The 19,801-nt window shown below is 48.5% G+C and carries 16 protein-coding genes and 1 pseudogene; 15 read left to right on the forward strand and 2 right to left on the reverse strand.

The genetic code is table 11. The annotated features are described in order from the left end of the window. Nucleotides 1-69: 69 nt before the first annotated feature. The 6 genes and pseudogenes from AC0WRU_RS07910 to pyk all read left to right on the forward strand — a co-directional run bounded on the left by AC0WRU_RS07910 (nt 70) and on the right by pyk (nt 8,337). Nucleotides 70-3,756, forward strand: coding sequence for a DNA polymerase III subunit alpha (locus AC0WRU_RS07910; RefSeq protein ID WP_476127891.1), 3,687 nt, complete (start codon nt 70-72; stop codon nt 3,754-3,756). Nucleotides 3,757-3,884: 128 nt separating this feature from the next. Beyond that, nucleotides 3,885-4,381, forward strand: a pseudogene (locus tag AC0WRU_RS07915) (phosphatidylglycerophosphatase A family protein). Between the two features lie 153 nt (nt 4,382-4,534). After that, nucleotides 4,535-4,723, forward strand: coding sequence for a hypothetical protein (locus tag AC0WRU_RS07920; RefSeq protein WP_013309585.1), 189 nt, complete (start codon nt 4,535-4,537; stop codon nt 4,721-4,723). A gap of 182 nt (nt 4,724-4,905) precedes the next feature. Continuing rightward, nucleotides 4,906-5,799 carry an acetyl-CoA carboxylase, carboxyltransferase subunit beta gene (gene accD / locus AC0WRU_RS07925; protein ID WP_134910428.1) on the forward strand — a complete coding sequence of 298 codons (894 nt, stop codon included), beginning with the start codon at nt 4,906-4,908 and terminating at the stop codon, nt 5,797-5,799. Then, nucleotides 5,800-6,783, forward strand: a complete 984-nt coding sequence (locus AC0WRU_RS07930; protein WP_476127892.1) for an acetyl-CoA carboxylase carboxyltransferase subunit alpha — start codon at nt 5,800-5,802, stop codon at nt 6,781-6,783. It begins immediately after the preceding gene. Nucleotides 6,784-6,906: 123 nt separating this feature from the next. After that, nucleotides 6,907-8,337, forward strand: coding sequence for a pyruvate kinase (gene pyk, locus AC0WRU_RS07935; RefSeq protein WP_476127893.1), 1,431 nt, complete (start codon nt 6,907-6,909; stop codon nt 8,335-8,337). 101 nt (nt 8,338-8,438) lie between these two features. Here the strand turns inward: pyk and AC0WRU_RS07940 are convergent, their stop codons facing one another. Then, nucleotides 8,439-9,338 carry a LysR substrate-binding domain-containing protein gene (locus AC0WRU_RS07940; RefSeq protein WP_476127894.1) on the reverse strand — a complete coding sequence of 300 codons (900 nt, stop codon included), beginning with the start codon at nt 9,336-9,338 and terminating at the stop codon, nt 8,439-8,441. A gap of 206 nt (nt 9,339-9,544) precedes the next feature. Here AC0WRU_RS07940 and AC0WRU_RS07945 point away from each other — a divergent pair, with 206 nt between their 5' ends. From AC0WRU_RS07945 to AC0WRU_RS07975, 7 genes are all read left to right on the forward strand, one after another. After that, a complete protein-coding gene (locus AC0WRU_RS07945; protein WP_476127895.1) occupies nt 9,545-10,468 on the forward strand; it encodes a phosphate ABC transporter substrate-binding protein PstS family protein in 924 nt (307 codons plus the stop codon). 107 nt (nt 10,469-10,575) lie between these two features. Then, nucleotides 10,576-11,508, forward strand: coding sequence for a phosphate ABC transporter permease subunit PstC (pstC, locus tag AC0WRU_RS07950; RefSeq protein ID WP_025685048.1), 933 nt, complete (start codon nt 10,576-10,578; stop codon nt 11,506-11,508). Continuing rightward, the gene (gene pstA, locus AC0WRU_RS07955; protein WP_025685049.1) at nt 11,508-12,404 is read left to right on the forward strand and encodes a phosphate ABC transporter permease PstA; all 897 of its coding nucleotides are present in this window, start codon (nt 11,508-11,510) and stop codon (nt 12,402-12,404) included. Before pstC ends, pstA begins: the two co-directional genes overlap by 1 nt. A gap of 16 nt (nt 12,405-12,420) precedes the next feature. Beyond that, nucleotides 12,421-13,254 (forward strand): phosphate ABC transporter ATP-binding protein PstB, encoded by an 834-nt coding sequence (pstB, locus tag AC0WRU_RS07960; RefSeq protein WP_476127896.1) that lies wholly within the window; start codon nt 12,421-12,423, stop codon nt 13,252-13,254. Between the two features lie 207 nt (nt 13,255-13,461). Beyond that, nucleotides 13,462-14,688 (forward strand): pectate lyase, encoded by a 1,227-nt coding sequence (gene pelA / locus AC0WRU_RS07965; RefSeq protein ID WP_476127897.1) that lies wholly within the window; start codon nt 13,462-13,464, stop codon nt 14,686-14,688. Between the two features lie 138 nt (nt 14,689-14,826). Next, the gene (locus AC0WRU_RS07970; protein ID WP_476127898.1) at nt 14,827-15,345 is read left to right on the forward strand and encodes an acyl-CoA thioesterase; all 519 of its coding nucleotides are present in this window, start codon (nt 14,827-14,829) and stop codon (nt 15,343-15,345) included. Then, nucleotides 15,342-15,740 (forward strand): FxsA family protein, encoded by a 399-nt coding sequence (locus AC0WRU_RS07975; protein WP_013309596.1) that lies wholly within the window; start codon nt 15,342-15,344, stop codon nt 15,738-15,740. The genes AC0WRU_RS07970 and AC0WRU_RS07975 overlap by 4 nt, the downstream gene beginning before the upstream one ends. Nucleotides 15,741-15,772: 32 nt before the next feature. Here the strand turns inward: AC0WRU_RS07975 and ytvI are convergent, their stop codons facing one another. After that, entirely contained in the window at nt 15,773-16,891 is a 1,119-nt protein-coding gene (gene ytvI / locus AC0WRU_RS07980) for a sporulation integral membrane protein YtvI (protein WP_476127899.1), read from the reverse strand. 345 nt (nt 16,892-17,236) lie between these two features. Here ytvI and citZ point away from each other — a divergent pair, with 345 nt between their 5' ends. Together citZ and icd are read left to right on the forward strand one after the other, a co-directional pair. Further along, nucleotides 17,237-18,349, forward strand: coding sequence for a citrate synthase (citZ, locus tag AC0WRU_RS07985; protein WP_476127901.1), 1,113 nt, complete (start codon nt 17,237-17,239; stop codon nt 18,347-18,349). Nucleotides 18,350-18,500: 151 nt separating this feature from the next. Beyond that, nucleotides 18,501-19,796: an NADP-dependent isocitrate dehydrogenase gene (gene icd / locus AC0WRU_RS07990; protein ID WP_476127902.1), complete on the forward strand. Its 1,296-nt coding sequence runs from the start codon at nt 18,501-18,503 to the stop codon at nt 19,794-19,796. Nucleotides 19,797-19,801: the final 5 nt, after the last annotated feature.

Genomic DNA, 19,801 nt, shown 5'->3' on the forward strand with positions numbered 1-19,801 from the left:
TGGGCGCTACCAACGTGGATATGATAAAATAGTTTGAAGAAAAACAAGCGGTGAAAGGAAGAGAAGCGCATGAGTTCATTTGTGCATTTGCATGTTCACAGCGAGTACAGCCTGCTGGACGGCGCGGCTCGTACCGCGGAGTTGGTCAAACAGGCATCAGCTTACGGAATGAAGGCACTGGCCCTTACGGATCATGGGGTTATGTATGGTGCCATTCCTTTTTATAGAGCGTGTGTGGAGAACGGCATTAAGCCGATTATCGGGTGTGAGGCCTATATGACGGCAGGCTCGCGCAAGGAGCGTGGTAGCCGAAAGGATCAGCCCATATATCATTTAATTTTGCTCGCCAAAAATAAAACAGGTTATCAAAATCTGATGAAGCTGTGCTCTATCGGCCATTTGGAGGGCTTTCACTACAAGCCGCGCATCGACATGGAAGCGCTGGCTGCCCATCATGAAGGCATCATATGCCTGAGCGCATGTTTGGGCGGTGAAGTGCCGCAGCATTTGCTGCATGGCCGGGAAGCCGAGGCAAGGCGGGCGGCGGAACGCTACCGCAACATTTTTGGCGATGATTTTTATCTGGAGCTTCAGGATCACGGTCTGTCGGAGCAAAAGCGCGTAAATCCTCTGTTGATCGCGTTGGCGAAGGAGCTGGATATTCAACTGGTAGCGACGAATGACGTGCATTACCTGACCGAGCCGGATGCAGATGTACAAGACGTTCTGATCTGCATTGGAACTGGCAAGACGATCGACGACGAGGAGCGCTTGCGCATACCGACACGTCAGTTGTACCTGAAAAGCCAGGAAGAGATGGCTCGTTTATTCCCCCATGTGGCGGAAGCCATCGACAATACAGTGCGTATTGCTGAAAAATGCGAATTGGAGCTGGAATTTGGGCAATCCATTTTGCCTGAATATCGTCCGCTGCCGGAAGGCATGACTCCTTCGTCCTATCTGCGCAGTTTGTGTGCGCAAGGGCTGGAGCGTCGTTATGGGAATGATCTGGGGTGGGAACAATCGGAGGACCGGGAAAGGCTGGAGCAGCGGCTCAGTTATGAGCTGAACACGATTGACAGCATGGGATTCAGTGATTATTTTCTGATCGTGTGGGATTTTATTGCTTTCGCTCATAAGCATAATATTGCTACCGGCCCGGGACGGGGTTCCTCGGCGGGCAGTCTGGTTGCCTATGTGCTTAACATCACGAATGTGGATCCGATGAAATATAACCTGCTGTTTGAACGGTTTCTGAATCCTGAACGGATTAGCATGCCGGATATAGATATTGATTTCAGCGATGAACGACGGGATGAGGTTATCGACTATGTGGTGCAGAAGTACGGTAACGAGCATGTAGCGCAGATTATTACCTTCGGAACGCTGGCGGCAAGAGCCGCAGTGCGTGACGTTGGGCGTGCGTTGAATGTACCGTATGGCGAAGTGGACAAGGCGGCCAAGCTGATTCCGGCGCAGCTCGGAATTAATATCCGTCATGCGCTTGAGATCACCCCGGAGCTGAAGACACTGTATGAAACCAAGCCCAAGACGCGCGAGCTGCTGGATATGGCGATTAAAGTAGAAGGCATGCCGCGTCATGCCTCAACTCATGCGGCGGGTGTCGTCATTTCGCGGACCCCGTTGACCGATGCAGTTCCGCTTCAAGAGGGCAGTGAAGGGGTTCCCCTGACGCAATACTCAATGGAAAATCTCGAGCGGATTGGTCTGCTGAAAATGGATTTTCTTGGACTGCGTACCCTTTCTATTATTGAACGCTGTATGCGTTGGATTACCGAAGAATATGGGAAAACGCCTGATTTTAGCCGCATCCCTGACAATGATCCACATACCTATGACATGCTGGGCAAAGGCGACACAGGCGGTGTGTTCCAGTTGGAGTCGGCGGGGGTACGCCGGGTGCTCAAGGATCTAAAGCCAAGTGTGTTCGAGGATATTATTTCTGTATTGGCCTTGTATCGTCCGGGTCCAATGGGCTTCATTCCTAACTTTATTCAGGCCAAGCACGGGGAGATTGAGGTTCATTATCCGCATCCTGATCTGGAGCCCATCTTGAAGGATACGTACGGCATTATCGTATATCAGGAGCAAATTATGCAGATTGCTTCGCGCATGGCGGGCTTTTCCTTGGGAGAAGCCGATCTGCTGCGCCGCGCCGTGTCCAAGAAAAAGCGCGAAGTGCTGGATCTTGAGCGAGGTCATTTTGTAGAGGGTAGTGTCAAGCAGGGCTACACGGAAGAGGAAGCCGGAAAAGTCTACGATATGATCGTCCGTTTTGCGGACTATGGATTTCCACGTGCACATGCGGCTGCCTATGGTGTGCTGGCGTTCCAGACGGCGTATCTCAAAGCCCATTATCCGGTGCAGTTTATGGCTTCCATGCTGACAGCGGTGATGGGTAGCCACCGGAAAGTGGCGGAATATGTTGTCGAATGCCGTCGTATGGATATAGCGGTCCTGCCGCCTGATGTGAATGAAAGCGGGGTGTTGTTTACTCCGTTGCAGCAGGGTAATATCCGCTTCGGACTGGCCGCGATTAAAAATGTCGGCACGCAGGCGATGGAAAGTATTCTCGCTGTTCGCCAGGAGCGTCCTTTTGACAGCTTGCTCGATTTTTGTCGCCGTGTGGATTTGCGGGTGTGCAATAAGCGGGTGATCGAGTCGCTTATTCAGGCAGGGGCGTTTGACTCATTGCCAGGTCATCGGGCACAGTTGCTTGCCATGCTGGATGAAACGGTGGATGCAGCGGTCAAATGGCGCAAGGAACGTGACGATTTGCAAATTGATATGTTTGGTTTTGTGGAAATGCCTAACTGGGATATCGAATATCCCGAAGTACCAAAATTCAGTACAGGTCAGCAGTTAGAGCTGGAACGTGAGTTGTTGGGACTGTATCTGTCCGGGCATCCGCTGGATGATTTTGAGCCGTTGCTGGAAAGCAGCGATTCGGAGCGTCTGATGGAATTAGGAGACGTGCCGGATGAAACGGTTGTCGTGACCGCTGGTATGGTTGTGTCGCTCAAGACGATTACGACCAAGCAGGGTAAGGCTATGGCCTTTATCGAGCTGGAGGATCAGATTGAGCGCTGTGAGGTTGTGTTGTTTCCCGAAGTTTGGAAGCGAAGCCACCAGTGGATTGAAAAGGGAGCGCTGCTTGCGCTTCGTGCCAAAATGCAGCAACAGGACGAGCATTTCAAGCTCCTTGCGGACGAAGCCGCGCCGCTGGCGGAGGATTCGCTGGCGCGGCTTCTCCAGCGCCGGCGTGCCGGAGCGCGTTCGTCCGCTGCGGCTGGGAAATCCGCGTCAGCGGCTGGCTCTGCCGCTGGTGGCCCCGGCGGGGGAGCGCCGCGCGTGCCGTTGAAACCGTCGGTAGCCGGGACGACTGCGGCGCCAGCGGTCCCGCCCGTTTCGACGGCTCGCCCGGCCACGGGCACTACGCCGCACGCCACGGAAGCGGCTCTCGGCGGACAAGCCTCGGCTCCGCGTAGTTCGGAGCCGACAGCCCGTCAGCGGGTGTTTGTCAAAATCACCCGCCAGGCCGAGGAGGACGCCAGCTTGCTGGTCAGCCTCAAGGCGCTGCTACAGGAGCATCCCGGTGCATTGCCTACCGTACTTTTTTATGAGAGCAGCCAGCGTTTGCTGGCGTTGAGTGATGCCTACAGCATCAAGCCTTCGCCTCAGCTTTTTGACCGGATGGAGTCGATGCTGGGGGCAGGCACAGTGAAAGTCAAATAATGAACATTTCCCTCCCCTCCCGCATACACTTGGAACACTGGCGGAACAGGAACACCAGCACTTATCCAGCATCATGAGGTTCCGCAAGGTGGAAGACAGAACTGTATGGTGAAGGCGGGAGGGAAATCATGTCCTATGAATACACAGAATCCTTGTTAATTCGCAGAGGCATTAGTATTGAGTCCATAGCGGACATTGTTTTTCAGCTTCAGCTAAAATATTACCCCCAGTTGACCATTGAAGAATGTGTAGACAGCGTAAAGGCAGTTTTGCAGAAGCGAGAAGTGCAATATACGCTATTCACGGGGATTGCACTGGATGAACTGGCCGAAAAAAACTTCTTCCCCAGCCACTGCAAGCCATTATGGAGGCAGATGAGCCCCTGTACGGGGTGGACGAGACACTGGCCCTCGGGATTACGAGCGTCTATGGTATGATTGGCTTGACCAGCTTTGGTTATCTGGATAAACAAAAGACGGGAATCATTGAACAGCTAAACCATAAAGGCAGCGGTATTCATGTATTTCTGGACGATCTGGTCGCCGGACTGGCTGCTGCCGCTTCTTCGCGCATTGCTCATAGCAGCCTGCATGCCAAGCAATACCCTTCGTCATTGGACACTTGATTTACCTGTTCAAACAGAGTCAATGATTTTCTGGGCCCTCTGACCGATCTTGACCGAGCAGGAGGGCTTTTGTTGCGGGAAAAAAGTAAGGTATGTTATCATGAGTCTATTATATGGGCTCAAAACTTGAGGCTTAGGGGGTAGAAACAAGGCATGTGGACGGTGATCTATATAGCACCGACGGCCAGACTGGCTGACATGATTAAGCTCAAACTGTCGGAAGAAGGTTTTATGGTGCAGGCCCGGGCCATCAGCGCGTCCAAGCAGCAGTTTGAGATACTTGTGCCTTCGGGTGAAGTCGAAGAAATACAGGAAGTGCTTAATTCGATTTTGCGCCCTTGAGTCCGGAACGGCGGAAAGTGATACAGCAGCATGAATGGAACGAAGGATGCACGATTGGCGGTAATGTTTTGCAAAACAGGCGTTGACGTGTGTATAAACATAATGCTTAGAGGTGCCGCACAGACGGCAGAGGACCTTGTATCGGTTACGGCTGACAAATAAACGGCTGGAGAGGTGTAGTTGTGTTTAAAGATTTATTCCAAAAGAAGCGTAAATACGCGACCATCCCTTCGGAACGGGCGCTGAGCGGCGATCAAGCGGACATGCCAGATCGTCCCAAACGGGAAATTCCCGAAGGTCTTATGACCAAATGCGGCAAGTGCGGAAGCATTCAATACAGTAAAGAGTTGGAAAAAAATCTGAAAGTGTGCCCGGTGTGCGGATATCATATGCGTCTTAACGCGATGGATCGTATCCGTATGGTGCTCGATGAAGATACATTTACAGAATATGATGCCGATATGATTTCGGTTGATCCGCTGGATTTTCCGGGATATGCGAGCAAGCTGGAGCAGCAGACGCTGAAATCCGGTTTGCGAGAGGCTGTCATTACGGGCGATGGGCTTATTCATGGGCATCCGACTGTTGTTGCGGTGATGAGCTTTGACTTTTTCACTGGCAGCATGGGTTCGGTCGTCGGAGAGAAAATTACCCGCGCCATTGAGCAGGCGATAGACAAGCGTCTTCCGCTTATTATTTTCTCCACATCTGGTGGGGCGCGTATGCAGGAAAGTATTTTGAGCCTGATGCAGATGGCCAAAACAAGTGCGGCTCTCGCTCGCATGGACGAGCAGGGATTGCTCTATATTTCCGTTATCACCGATCCGACTACAGGTGGAGTATCCGCCAGCTTTGCTACGCTTGGAGATATTAACATTGCGGAGCCTGGGGCAGTATTCGGTTTTGCCGGACGTATCGTGATCGAACAGACGATCAGACAGAAGCTACCGGACGATTTTCAAACCTCCGAATTTAATTTGCAGCACGGACAATTGGATATGGTTGTACATCGCAAGGAACTGCGCGATACACTTGGCCAACTGCTCGATTTGCACAGCGCGAAAGAGGTGGAATAGATGGCTGGCGAATTGCCTTATGAAAAGCCCCTGGTCGAGATGCGACAGAAGATCGATGAACTCAAGCAATTCGGACAGGATAAGCAAATTGATTTTACAGATGAAATTAACCGTCTGGAGGAACGTTATCTCCAGACGGAGGAAGAAATATACACAAACATTACAGCATCGCAAAAAATGCACGTGGCCCGTCATCATCAGCGACCGACATCGCTTGATCTGATCGAGCAGGTGTTTACGGACTTTATCGAATTGCACGGCGACCGCCTGTATGGCGACGATCTGGCGGTCGTGGGTGGAATTGCCAAGCTGAATGGTATTCCGGTAACCGTCATTGGACAGCAACGTGGCAAGGATACGAAGGATAACATCGCACGGTTTTTCGGGAGTGCGCACCCGGAGGGATTCCGTAAAGGCTTGCGTCTTATGCAGCAGGCTGACAAATTCAAACGTCCTATTATTACATTTATTGATACGAAGGGCGCTTATCCGGGTAATACAGCAGAGGAGAGAGGTCAATCGGAAGCGATTGCCCGCAATTTGCGGGAGATGGCCAAGCTTTCGGTGCCTGTTATTTGTGTGGTCATCGGCGAGGGTGGAAGCGGCGGTGCACTTGCGTTTGCCGTCGGCAACCGTGTGCTGATGCTGGAGCATGCCATCTACTCGGCCATTTCTCCAAACGGAGCGGCCTCAATTCTGTGGAAGGATGCTTCCAAGGCGGATCAGGCTGCCGAGGCCATGAAGATTACGGCGAATGACCTCCTGCGCATGGAGGTCATCGAGGATATCGTGCCGGAGCCGAAGGGGGGCGCGCATCGTAACTATGAAGTAACCGCTGCTGCTATCAAGGAGTCGCTGGAACGCCATTTGGCCGACCTTTTGAATATGAACTGCGACGAATTGAGGGAAGATCGGTATCAAAAGTTCCGAAAAATAGGCCAATATACCTTTTTGAAAACTGCGGAACCAGATCCTATGTTGTAATATCCTAGGAACGGGTAACGATAAATATGACGAACTTCCTATACAAATAGGAAAAAGTGTAGTAGATTTAATTGTTGGAAAAAGATATAAAGTAGCATCTTTGAAAACGGAGGAAAAACCCAAATGCGCAAAACTAAGATTGTATGTACCATCGGTCCTTCCAGTGAGTCATTGGAAAATGTGAAGAAACTGATTTTGGCTGGTATGAACGTAGCCCGCCTGAATTTCTCTCACGGTGATTTCGAGGAGCATGGCAACCGGATCAAAAATATCCGCCAAGCTTGTAAGGAGCTTAACAAAAACGTTGCTATTTTGCTCGATACGAAGGGGCCGGAAATCCGGACAGGAAAGCTCGAAGTTGAACCTATTGAGCTTGTTCAGGACGAGTGTATTATGCTGACAACGGAAGAAATTCTCGGTACGAAAGATCGTATTTCCGTTACGTACCAGGATCTTCCCTCGGACGTGGAGCCCGGCTCCACCATTCTGATCGACGATGGTCTGATCGGACTCACCGTTATTGGAGTATCAGGCAGTGAAATCAAATGCCGCATTGTCAATGGCGGAACGATCAAGAGCAAGAAAGGCGTTAATGTTCCCGGAGTGAACATTTCCTTGCCAGGCATTACAGAAAAGGATGCTAACGACATCACTTTCGGTATTGAGCAGGACGTTGACTTCATCGCAGCTTCTTTTGTTCGTAAAGCGAGTGATGTACTGGAAATTCGTGAATTGCTGGCGAAGCATAATGCGAGTCACATTCAAATCATTTCCAAAATCGAAAATCAGCAAGGTGTCGACAATTTGGACGAAATTTTGGAAGCTTCGGATGGCCTGATGGTTGCCCGTGGTGACCTCGGTGTTGAAATTCCTGCTGAAGAAGTGCCATTGGCGCAAAAATTGATGATTACCAAGTGTAATGTAGCGGGCAAGCCTGTTATTACCGCAACACAAATGCTGGATTCCATGCAACGTAACCCGCGTCCGACTCGTGCGGAAGCGAGTGACGTAGCGAATGCCATTTTTGACGGAACAGATGCTATTATGCTGTCCGGCGAAACAGCTGCGGGTAAATATCCGGTAGAATCTGTATTGACGATGTCACGTATTGCAGAGAAAGCAGAATCCGCTCTGAACTACCGCGATTTGTTCAAAAAACAAAGAACGGCTCAGGAAGTTAGTATTACGGAAGCAATCAGCCAATCCGTTTCTATTTCTGCGCTTGACCTGCATGCCAAAGCCATCCTGACGTCCACACAAAGCGGAACAACGGCGCGTATGATTTCCAAATACCGTCCACAAGCTCCGATTATTGCTGTGACAACGCAGGAAAGAACAGTTCGCCGCTTGGCTCTGATCTGGGGAGTATATGCAGTACAAGGCAAACCTGTCGTGGACACGACGGACAAATTGATCGAAAACGCACTGGAAGGCGGTCGCAAATCCGGTCTCGTTAAAGAGGGCGATTTGGTTGTTATTACCGCAGGTATACCACTCGGTGCTTCTGGTTCTACAAACCTGATTAAAATTAGCTGTGTTCCTGCACAAGCGTAACTTTAGCTTGTTCGGAATAAAACAGACAGGCTTCATCTTCTAGGTGCGGCAGAGAGAGCATTCAAGTCATTTATGACTTGGATGCTCTTTTTTTATGCTCTCTAGCTTCTCTGATCCTCCAGACCTTCTATCCGTGTAAAATCCAGAAATGCCTGTTGGATCATGCTAAGTTTAGTATCGCGTGGATACAGTAAATTTATGTGATAACGCTCATTCTGCCCCTCAGCATGAGGCCAAGGAAGCCACTCTACCGACGGAACGTCACTACCTTCGTTACGAAGAACACCACAGGCAGGGAAGAAGGCAAGTGCTTCTCCGTTGCTTACCACCTGCTTTAACGCCTCCCATGAATTCATTTCCAGATGGGGCTTGATCAACGAGGAATATGGATCTACAACAGATGACCCGCTATATCTCACCCATGTACCCTTGTCCAGCATTTCAGGCGCCAGAGCATCCATTGGTTTGGACGTATACTCCATAGACATAGATCTGATAACTCCAATTCGATCCGAAGCGACAGGCTCTACTACCGTATGCTCGGAAGAATACTCTCCGTCATTCAAAAAAGCAAAATCAATCTCCCCCTGCTTTAGCAGCTGTCTGACTTTATCCGGGGATTGAATTTCTAGCCGAATTTGGCATTCGGGATATTGTTGAGCAAATTTAGCCATCATAGAAGGGAGTACATACGTGCCCGAGATGGACTCGGCTCCGATGTGTAATTGTCCCTGCGACTGCTCAGCCAGCTCACTCACTGTTTGTCTTGCTTCTTGCTCCAGAGCAACCATCTGCTTGGCATAAGGCAACAGCTTTTTCCCAGCTTCTGTAAGCATAATCCTTCCTTGCTGGGAGATGAACAGGGAGACTCCCAGTTCCTTTTCCAGACTTTTCATATGGAAGCTGACGGTAGGCTGTTTAATTTGCAATGCCTCCGCCACATCCGTCGCCTTGTGGAATTTGTCGATCATCATCAAAATACGCAATTTTAAAATATTCATGGACTTAAACAGCTCTCCTTAAATGGCATTCATGTATAAAAATCAGCTATAGATTAATTATATACTAAAAAATAATTTATCTATCAATATTTTATATTTCTTTTACAAAACCAAGTCGTTCGTCTAACATTCCGGGCCTACAATGTAAAAGTGTTGATGGTCATAAATAAAAAACCGTCACTTAAATAAGGGGAGGACAATAAAAAATGTTGAAAAAATGGCCGTTCATTCTGATGACTCTCACCATGGTATTTGCACTTGCAGCTTGCGGATCGGGTAACAATGCTGCACCACAAGGAGACGCTGCTAAAGGAACAGACAATAAAGCAGCTGCTGAACTGACAGGTAACATTCTGGCTGTCGGCTCCACTGCCCTTCAACCATTGGTAGAGCAAGCGGGACAAAAATTTATGGCTGTAGATAAATATAAAGGAATTGCAGTTCAAGTGCAGGGCGGCGGTAGCGGTACTGGCTTGACTCAAGTCTCCGGCGGACAAGCGGATATTGGTAACTCCGATGTGTTTGCAAAAGAAAAACTGGAGAGCGGCGCAGATGAGCTGGTCGATCACCAAGTAGCTGTTGTAGCAATGTCAGCAGTAGCAAACCCTAAGGTTGGCGTAACAGACCTGAAGAAAGATCAATTGGTACAAATTTTCACAGGTAAAATCACGAACTGGAAACAAGTTGGCGGTGCGGATCAAAAAATCGTTATTGTAAACCGTCCAAGCAGCTCCGGTACTCGTGCGACATTTGAAAAATACGCTTTGGGACAAAAAACGGAAGATCTGCCAGGCTCCATTCAGGAAGATTCCTCCGGTACTGTGAAAAAGCTGATTGCTGAAACACCGGGTGCTATTGGTTACCTGGCTCTGTCCTACATCGATAACACGGTAACAGCATTGAAATACGATGGTGTTGAAGCCAACGTGGAAAATGTAGAGCAAGGTAAATATCCAGTATGGGCTTACGAGCATATGTACACCAAAGGTGAGCCAAAAGAGCATGTAAAAGCATTCCTGGATTACATTCTGTCCGATGAAATCCAAAAATCCGATGTCGTAGACCTGGGATACATTCCGGTAGCAGGTATGCAAGTAAAACGCGATGCTGACGGTAATATTACGAAATAAGGAGAGCCACACTTCCTGTTCGGGCAAACACAGCTAACGCGAGTATATTCACGGAGAAGAGGCGGACTAGCGTCCGGCCTCTATTCTTCGGTTAAAGGAGTCACAGTATGGAACCAATTGAAGGGAAGGCATACATGGAACAGAATAAACGATCCCGAGGTATGAAAGAAAGACATTACTGGGAAGAATGGACCGGCCGCATATATACGTCGGTTTGTGTCGTTTTTTTGGTTGCAGTCATTGTCTCCATTGTATTTTTTGTCGCCTCCAAAGGTGTAGCTACATTTGCGGTGAATGGAGTCAGTCTGCGAGATTTTTTCTTCGGTACCCGATGGAGCCCGGATGGTGAACCCAAGTCCTTCGGAGCGCTTCCGTTCATTACCGGTTCTTTTGCCGTAACAATTCTGGCGGCTTTAATCGCCAGCCCGCTCAGCTTGTGTGCGGCTTTGTTTATGACGGAAATCGTACCGAAATCCGGCAAACGTATCCTTCAGCCCGCGATTGAATTGTTATCCGGTATTCCGTCTGTAGTATACGGCTTTGTCGGCTTGACCGTAATTGTCCCGTTGCTGCGGAACGTATTCGGGGGACAAGGCATCGGGATTCTCGCGGGCTGTCTCGTCTTGTCTGTAATGATTTTGCCGACGATTACGAGTATTATGGCGGATGCATTGTCCTCCTTGCCGGGTGGTCTGCGTGAGTCTTCTTACGCTCTGGGCGCTACTCGCTGGCAGACGATTGCACGCGTCATTATACCGACGCTGCTGCCTGCTCTGTTAACAGGAATTATTCTCGGTATGGCTCGTGCCTTCGGAGAAGCGCTGGCTGTACAGATGGTGATCGGGAATGCTCCGCATATACCGCAATCCTTGCTGGAATCCGCTTCGACCTTGACCAGCGTCATTACACTTAGCATGGGCAATACAGCTATGGGCTCCGTTCATAACAATGCTCTCTGGAGCATGGCGCTTGTTCTCCTGCTCATGACATTCATCTTCGTGCTGCTGGTAAGGCTGCTTGAAAGGAGAAACCGGATTTGATGAAGGCTAAAACGACCGACAAAATCGCTACATTTGTAATCTGTTTCTTCGCACTGTTCATTGTCGCACTTCTGGTGGGATTGCTGGGATTCATTTTGGCACGCGGAGTCAGTCACATTTCCTTTGACTTTTTGACCAGTGCTCCTCAGACGTTACGCGCAGGCGGAGGCATCGGCCCGCAATTGTTCAACTCTGTATTTTTACTTATTTTAACTTTGATTATCACCATTCCGATTGGTTGGGGTGCGGGTATATACATGGCGCAATATGCGAAGCCGGGGAAAATTACGGACTTCATACGACTTGTCGTCGAAGTATTGTCCTCATTTCCGTCCATTGTCATCGGTTTGTTCGGACTCCTACTTATCGTAAATACGTTTAATTTTGGCTTCTCCCTGCTATCAGGGGCCTTGGCCTTAGCCGTTTTCAATCTGCCACTGATGGTTCGGACGACAGAACAGGCTTTCCGGGCAGTACCCAAGGAGCAGAAGGAAGCCGGACTTGCGCTTGGATTGTCCAAGTGGAAAATCATTACCTCCATTTTGCTGCCTGCTGCGCTGCCAAGCTTGATTACGGGTACGATTTTGGCCGCAGGCCGCATTTTCGGGGAAGCAGCCGCGTTGCTGTTTACAGCCGGGATGAGTACGCCGCCGCTTGATTTCACCGATTGGAACCCACTGCATGCCAGATCGCCCATTAATCCGATGCGTCCTGCCGAAACACTGGCTGTGCATATCTGGAAGGTTAACAGTGAAGGCATCGCTCCTGATTCCAAGGATATTGCCGCAGGCGCTTCCGCGGTACTGGTGCTGCTCGTACTTGCCTTCAACCTGAGCGCAAGATGGTTCGGAAGAGTCGTCTATCGCCGCTTGACGGCTGCCAAACGGATGGATTAGAAAGGGGATGGGAAACATGGAACAAGTCATTTCGCGAACGGCAACACCTGCAACGCCCATACAATCTACGCGCTCGGAACAACTGGCGGGGCAACCTCCGCAACCATTCAGTACCGAGGATTTGAGCATTTATTACGGCAGCTTTGAGGCCGTGAAAAAAGTAAATCTGGCCTTTCCCGAGCAGACAGTGACTGCTCTGATCGGGCCTTCCGGTTGCGGTAAATCGACCTTTTTGCGCTCTCTCAACCGGATGAACGACGAGATTGCGTCTTCCTCTACGACAGGGCACATCTGGATGGATGGACAGGATTTGACGGCACCGGGCACAGATGTGATCAAGCTGCGTCAGCAAATTGGCATGGTGTGGCAGCGGCCTAACCCGTTTTACAAATCCATTTATAATAACATCGCTTTCGGTCCCAAATACCGGGGTGTTCGTAAAAAGAAACAGCTTGATGAAATCGTCGAAAGCAGTCTGCGTAAAGCAGCACTATGGGATGAGGTCAAGGACCGTCTTCATGATTCCGCTCTGGCGTTGTCTGGTGGACAGCAGCAGCGGCTTTGTATTGCGCGCGCGCTATCCGTCCAACCGAAAATTTTGTTGCTTGACGAGCCGGCCTCCGCGCTGGACCCTGTATCTACAGGCAAGGTGGAGGAGCTGATTACCGAGTTGAAAAAAGAGCTGCGCATCGTCATTGTGACGCACAATATGCAGCAGGCCGCACGGATTTCCGATTATACGGCATATTTTTATATCGGGAGTCTGGTCGAGCATGGCAAAACGAATGATATTTTCACTAATCCTGAAAATGAGCTGACCCAGCAGTACATTATGGGGCGGTTTGGGTAAGCGAGACCATTCGTCGGCTTACTTTATATGAGATAGGATAAATCCTCTTACTAATCTAGTATTAGTAAGAGGATTTTTTTATTAATTTAGTAAACTCTTTCATTTGTATATAATAAAATATATTGATTATTTGGGTATATTTTCATATAATATATGTGTTTAATAGTTTCTGAGGTACCCACAATCATATTAAAGGAGAGGTTTGGAATGAGGTTTAATGTTAAGGCATCTGTCAAATGGATCGCCCTTTCCGGAATGGCGATTACGGTAACAACGGGACTTGCTAACCCTTCGTGGGCGGCAGCGGAGCAGGTTGCAGCTGATACGGAGGTGAATGTTACCCAAGCAGTGTACGGTGATACGGCCATTCACGAAAATTCTATGGTTCCATTTGCTAGTGCTAGTGCTAGTGCTAGTGTGAGTGCGAGCAGCCTACTGGACAAGTACCGTGATTTCAGTAAATTTTCTACAGGCGACGTATCCAAGGATACCAAGCTGGCCTTGAATATCGTATCTTGGCAATTGCCGCATGGCGGATTCTTCAAAGCCATGGAAAAAAATTATAAATCCAAGTGGGATGGTAAAGCTGCACGCTCCACCTGGGTCAACAAGGATGGCGTGGAACTGGGAACATTTGATAACGAGGCCACGACAACTGAAATTCGCTTTCTGGCGGATGTATACAAAAAAACAAAAAACAAAGACATCAAAAACAGTGTACAAAAAGCAGTTGATTTCGTTTTAACCTCTCAATATTCCTCCGGTGGTTGGCCGCAAGTATATCCTAAACGTGGTAATTATTCTGATGCTGTAACTTACAACGATGATGCAATGGTAAAAGTTATGGTGTTGGCTGATGACATTGTGAACAAGAAGCAGCCGTTTGATAGCGATATTCTGGACAATACATATCGCTCCAGACTTCAGCAAGCGCTAAACAAAGGCATCCAGTACACAGTTAAGTCTCAAATTGTAAATAATGGTACACCGACGATCTGGGGGGCACAGCATGATCCGGTTACTTATGCATCTGTTGGAGCCCGGGCATTTGAGCTTGCTTCCAAAACAACTACGGAATCGGTAGGCATCACGGCTTTCTTGATGTCCCAACCGCAAACGGCTGAGGTGAAAAAAGCAGCTCAGAGCGCCTTGAAATGGTTTGACGCTAACCGGATCGACGGTATCAAATACAATCGTCAAGGTCCGGAGTTTTTCCAAAAGGATGCATCGAGCGTAATGTGGTATCGTTTTTACAATGTGGAAGACAATAAGTATTTCTTTTCAGATCGGGATGGTAAAAAGTATACGGACATCATGAAAATTAGCGAGGAAAGACGACTCGGTTATGCGTGGGCGGGAAGCGAGGCTAAGAGCTTGCTGAAGATGGCTTCGGAAAGCGGATATTACAAACTGTCCAAGCCATTGCCAAAATGATAAAATCATCATTATAAAATACTTGAGAGGGCGGAACCATCACGGTGCGGCCCTCTTTTTGTTCCGGGGCGGTAAATATGGTTTAATGGAGAGAGGGCAAAAATAGAGATAAAGATGTACACAGATAGGAGAGCTTGTATGACACAAGAGGAGAAACAAACGGAATTACGCTGGTATGGAGCACCGCTGCGTGTGCGTTATCAGGAAAGCGACCAAATGGGGGTCGTGTATCATGCCAATTATCTGAACTGGTTTGAGATCGGGCGTACGGAAATGATCCGGCAGGCAGGCTTTAACTATCGGAGCATGGAGGAACAAGGTGTTCTGCTGCCCGTTATCGAAATCAATGCGAAATATGTGAGTCCTGCCCGATATGATGATTTGATTACCATTTATACCGCGATTACGGACTTCTCCAGACTACGTCTGAACTACACTTATGAGGTCCGGCGTGTAACGGCCGAGGAGCATCAAAGCCAGGTTGGAAAGGTGTGGACACAGGCAGACACACTGCCAGGAGAGCTGCTCGTAACCGGAGTGACACGCCACGTATGGGTGAGTACCGAATGGAAGCCTGTCCGGCTGGATCAGGTGCTACCTGAGCTGTACACCGCGCTACGGTCTGCGATGACGGGCGGGGAGGGAGAGAAAGCATGATGATGCGCAAACGTCTGTGGCTGTTGTTGCTGCTTATTCCTCTGGCAGAGCTGTACGGGTTTATATGGGTAAGTCACTGGATTGGAGCGGGTAAAACGATTCTGCTTATCATTCTGACGACCCTGATCGGAGCCGCCATGATGCAATTTGAAGGTCGTAAGGTCATCGCTGATGCGAAAAATGAAATGAATCGGGGACAAATGCCCGGACGCAAAATGCTGGATGGATTATGTGTCTTTTTCGGCGGGAGCTTGCTGCTTATCCCCGGATTTTTAACGGATATTATCGGTTTTACGCTGGTTTTCCCTTTGACACGTGCTTTGTACCGACGCTTTCTGTTGAAGTGGTTGGAGAAAAAAATGAAAAATGGCAGCATTACGTTTCGGCGGTTTTGACGTAAGCTACCGTTTTTCCTACTCAAATGATCTTAACGTACTCTTCCGGCGAGAATATAGTTGCGCAAGTCTTGAATGACATTGGCGCGATTGAGCGCGTCCACTACAATGAGAGACACAGGTCCGATAATCAATCCCAACACACCAAACAGCTTGAGCCCGATGAACATCCCAATGAGGGTGGGAAGCGGGTTCAGCCCCACGCTGCTGGCCAGCACCTTAGGTTCTACAATTTGCCGTCCAACCAATAGGATAATATAGAGGATCGACAATCCTACCCCTAATGCCAAATTACCCGACATATATGCATATAAAATCCACGGAATCATCACAATGCCAACCCCTAAATAAGGAAGCAAATCAACCAGCCCGATCATCAAACCGATGGTGAAGGCGGATTCTACACGCAAAATGAATAGTCCGATAATGACGGTCACTGCCGTAATGGAAATGATAATAAACTGTGCGCGCAAATAACCAAACATTGCCTTGCGCAGATCGTGCCATATCCCCGACATGGGCTTGCGAATCGTATCAGGAACCGTATTCGAGAGCATTCGGCTATGTTGGTCCCAGTCCTTACTGATAAAAAATGCCGCTAATACAATAACCATCAGCACCGCGCCCATGTTAGGCAGAGAGGTAAGCAAATTCAGGATACCATTAAAAAATTGGGCAACCAGTGTGGTGACAGCCGAACTGACCGTCTGGGTTGTCTTATCAATATTGCTGTTAATCGTACGGTAGTAATCGGGGTTATTCCGGATAAAATGGTTGATTTCATTAATTACATTTTGAATCAGATCGCTTTGAGTCCAGTCGATAAACAGGCTTTTAAAATGTTCAATATGCCCGTCAAAGGTCATAGTGAGTCTAATAACCTCTCGAACCATTCGCGTTATGGCCGCAGAGAGGACAACGGCGATTCCGCCTAAATATACAAATAACGAGACCGTGACAGCCATCCAACGTGGCATGCGGGCCTTGCTGCGCAGAAAGCGGACCAGCGGATTCATGACATAGGCCACAACCCAGGCGAGCAGGAAGGGATAGATGAGGGGGAACAGCATGTATATGCCCAGCAACAGAGCTACAATCACGACTGCGACCCACAGAGCGCGAAATATGCGATTCAGGATCAACCGGCTCAAGCTCTCACGGCTCCTTTCTTTTACACTTGTATTCCATGAAATAAGTGCTTTACTATACATATGCGAGAAGGGGGTGAGACAAGACCTGTGTAAAAAAGTGCAAATGGAATAATAAATTTTGTAAGGGGTTTCAAAAATTTATTTATGAACCCGATAAAACATTTGAATGTGTCGGAATAGCCCTGAATGTTCACATAAACGACAAAATCCAGTATAGTGAAAGAAGGTTTAAATATTGACATATGGCGTTAACATTACTTATTTATTTAAAAGACAAAACTTACTTTTGAAAATGTTTACATTGCAAGTCCGTTCACAATGTTTTTACAAAGGAGAGATGTAACGATGACAGCGACTAAAGGTCTGGAAGGGATCGTAGCGACCACTTCCTCCATAAGCTCTATCGTAGATGGCGTTCTCACGTACCGAGGTTATAACATTGATGATTTGGCTGTTAACGCCGCTTTTGAAGAGGTAGCTTATTTGTTGTGGTTCGGAAAATTGCCTGATCAAGCCCAATTGCAGGAGCTTCGCGACCAATTAAGCGAATATGCTGCCATTCCGGATGAAATTATTACTCAATTAAAGCTGTACCCGAAAGATTTGAGCACGATGGCTGCCCTGAGATCGGCCGTATCGTCCCTCGCCCTGTATGATCCACAGGCGGATGATATGTCCAGAGAGTTCAATGTGATTAAGACCATCAAGCTTCAGGCGCAATTGCCCACGATTGTGGCAGCCATAGCGCGTGTGCGCGAAGGGTTGGAGCCGATTGCGCCCAAGAAAGGTGTTTCCATTGCCGAAAACTTTCTGTATCAGCTTACTGGCAAGGACCCGGAAGAGACGGCTATCAAAGCATTCGATCAGGCTCTTGTGCTGCATGCCGATCATGAGTTGAATGCTTCGACCTTTGCTGCGCGTGTGACGGTAGCGACACTGTCCGATATTTATTCCGGGATTACATCGGCAATTGGAGCTTTGAAGGGACCACTGCATGGTGGAGCCAATGAAGCTGTTGCCAAAACTCTGGAGGAAATTGGCGGTTTGGATCAGGTGGATTCATATATCCAGACCAAACTGGATAACCGCGAAAAAATTATGGGCTTTGGACACCGTGTCTATAAAAATGGTGATCCACGTGCCAAGCATCTGCACAAAATGTCCCGCGAACTGGGCGAAATGAACGGCAATACCACGTTGTTCGATATTTCGGTTCGAATTGAGGAAATTGTGACAGGGCAAAAAGGCTTGAAGCCGAATGTTGATTTTTACTCTGCCTCTGTTTATACCCAACTGGGTATTAAAAGAGACTTGTTCACACCGATTTTTGCCGTGAGCCGTGTATCCGGGTGGACTGCGCACATTTTGGAACAGTACGAAAATAACCGTCTGATCCGTCCGCGTGCTGAATACACAGGTCCGATTGACCAAAAGTATGTGTCTCCGGAATTGCGCTAGTCACTTGTTATAGGAATGTTGAGGTTGTATACCCTGAATTTAAAAAATAAGGTACAATAAAGGGGACGGCGAGAGATGAACATTTTTGTCTGTGATAACGATCACGTCTTTCGCCCTGTACCCATTCATATCTGAGGAGGAAAAGGAACTTATGGTGAAATTTGAAAAGTTTGAGCTCCCAACTGAAGGCGAAAAGATTACGATTGATAACGGTCAACTACAGGTTCCGAACCATCCGATTATTCCATTCATCGAAGGTGACGGCACAGGACGCGACATCTGGAAAGCATCCAAGCGCGTACTGGATGCAGCTGTAGATAAAGCATATAACGGCACCAAAAAAATTGCCTGGTATGAAGTATTTGCTGGCGAAAAGGCCTTCAATACATACGGCGAGTGGCTGCCTAACGATACCCTGGAAGCCATCCGTGAGTATTTTGTAGCTATTAAAGGCCCGCTTACGACACCGATTGGCGGCGGCATTCGCTCTTTGAACGTAGCATTGCGTCAAGAGCTGGATCTGTACGTATGTCTGCGTCCTGTTCGCTACTTTAACGGTGTTCCGTCTCCGGTGAAGCGTCCTGAATTGGTGGACATGGTTATTTTCCGTGAGAATACCGAGGATATTTATGCTGGTATTGAGTATGCCGAAGGCTCCGAGGACGTGAAAAAAGTTATTCAGTTCCTCCAGCAAGAGCTGGGTGTGAACAAAATCCGTTTCCCTGAAACGTCAGGTATCGGGATCAAGCCGGTTTCCTCCGAGGGTTCAAAACGTCTGGTGCGTGCAGCCATTCAGTATGCTGTTGACCACGGACGCAAGAGCGTGACGCTCGTGCACAAAGGCAACATTATGAAATTTACCGAAGGTGCCTTCAAAAACTGGGGTTATGAAGTGGCTGAGGAAGAATTTGCAGATAAAGTATTCACTTGGGCTCAATATGATGCAATCAAGGAAAAAGATGGTGAAGATGCGGCAAATACAGCTCAAAAAGCAGCTGAAGATGCAGGCAAAATCATCATCAAGGATGCGATCGCTGACATTGCACTGCAACAAGTGCTGACTCGTCCTTCCGAATTTGATGTTATTGCTACGCTGAACCTGAACGGGGACTATTTGTCCGATGCATTGGCTGCTCAAGTCGGTGGAATTGGTATCGCACCAGGTGCAAACATTAACTATGTTACTGGGCATGCCATCTTTGAAGCTACACACGGCACAGCGCCAAAATATGCTGACAAAGACGTCGTGAACCCTGGTTCTGTTATTTTGTCCGGCGTGATGCTGCTTGAGCATCTGGGCTGGCACGAAGCGGCCAACCTCATTTACAAAGGACTGGAAACGTCCATTAATAAGAAAATCGTAACGTATGACTTTGCCCGTCTGATGGAAGGCGCTACACAAGTGAAATGCTCCGAGTTCGCAGATACCATAATTAGCAACCTGTAAAGAGG

It is taken from the genome of Paenibacillus sp. 1-8 (genome assembly GCF_056316205.1).

What these genes read in the sequence shown, in the direction of transcription:
- AC0WRU_RS07910 (WP_476127891.1), top strand. Translation starts at nt 70, where the DNA reads ATGAGTTCATTTGTGCATTTGCATGTTCACAGCGAGTACAGCCTGCTG.
- AC0WRU_RS07920 (WP_013309585.1), top strand. Translation starts at nt 4,535, where the DNA reads ATGTGGACGGTGATCTATATAGCACCGACGGCCAGACTGGCTGACATG.
- AC0WRU_RS07930 (WP_476127892.1), top strand. Translation starts at nt 5,800, where the DNA reads ATGGCTGGCGAATTGCCTTATGAAAAGCCCCTGGTCGAGATGCGACAG.
- pyk (WP_476127893.1), top strand. Translation starts at nt 6,907, where the DNA reads ATGCGCAAAACTAAGATTGTATGTACCATCGGTCCTTCCAGTGAGTCA.
- AC0WRU_RS07940 (WP_476127894.1), bottom strand. Translation starts at nt 9,338, where the DNA reads ATGAATATTTTAAAATTGCGTATTTTGATGATGATCGACAAATTCCAC.
- AC0WRU_RS07945 (WP_476127895.1), top strand. Translation starts at nt 9,545, where the DNA reads ATGTTGAAAAAATGGCCGTTCATTCTGATGACTCTCACCATGGTATTT.
- pstC (WP_025685048.1), top strand. Translation starts at nt 10,576, where the DNA reads ATGGAACCAATTGAAGGGAAGGCATACATGGAACAGAATAAACGATCC.
- pstA (WP_025685049.1), top strand. Translation starts at nt 11,508, where the DNA reads ATGAAGGCTAAAACGACCGACAAAATCGCTACATTTGTAATCTGTTTC.
- pstB (WP_476127896.1), top strand. Translation starts at nt 12,421, where the DNA reads ATGGAACAAGTCATTTCGCGAACGGCAACACCTGCAACGCCCATACAA.
- pelA (WP_476127897.1), top strand. Translation starts at nt 13,462, where the DNA reads ATGAGGTTTAATGTTAAGGCATCTGTCAAATGGATCGCCCTTTCCGGA.
- AC0WRU_RS07970 (WP_476127898.1), top strand. Translation starts at nt 14,827, where the DNA reads ATGACACAAGAGGAGAAACAAACGGAATTACGCTGGTATGGAGCACCG.
- AC0WRU_RS07975 (WP_013309596.1), top strand. Translation starts at nt 15,342, where the DNA reads ATGATGATGCGCAAACGTCTGTGGCTGTTGTTGCTGCTTATTCCTCTG.
- citZ (WP_476127901.1), top strand. Translation starts at nt 17,237, where the DNA reads ATGACAGCGACTAAAGGTCTGGAAGGGATCGTAGCGACCACTTCCTCC.
- icd (WP_476127902.1), top strand. Translation starts at nt 18,501, where the DNA reads ATGGTGAAATTTGAAAAGTTTGAGCTCCCAACTGAAGGCGAAAAGATT.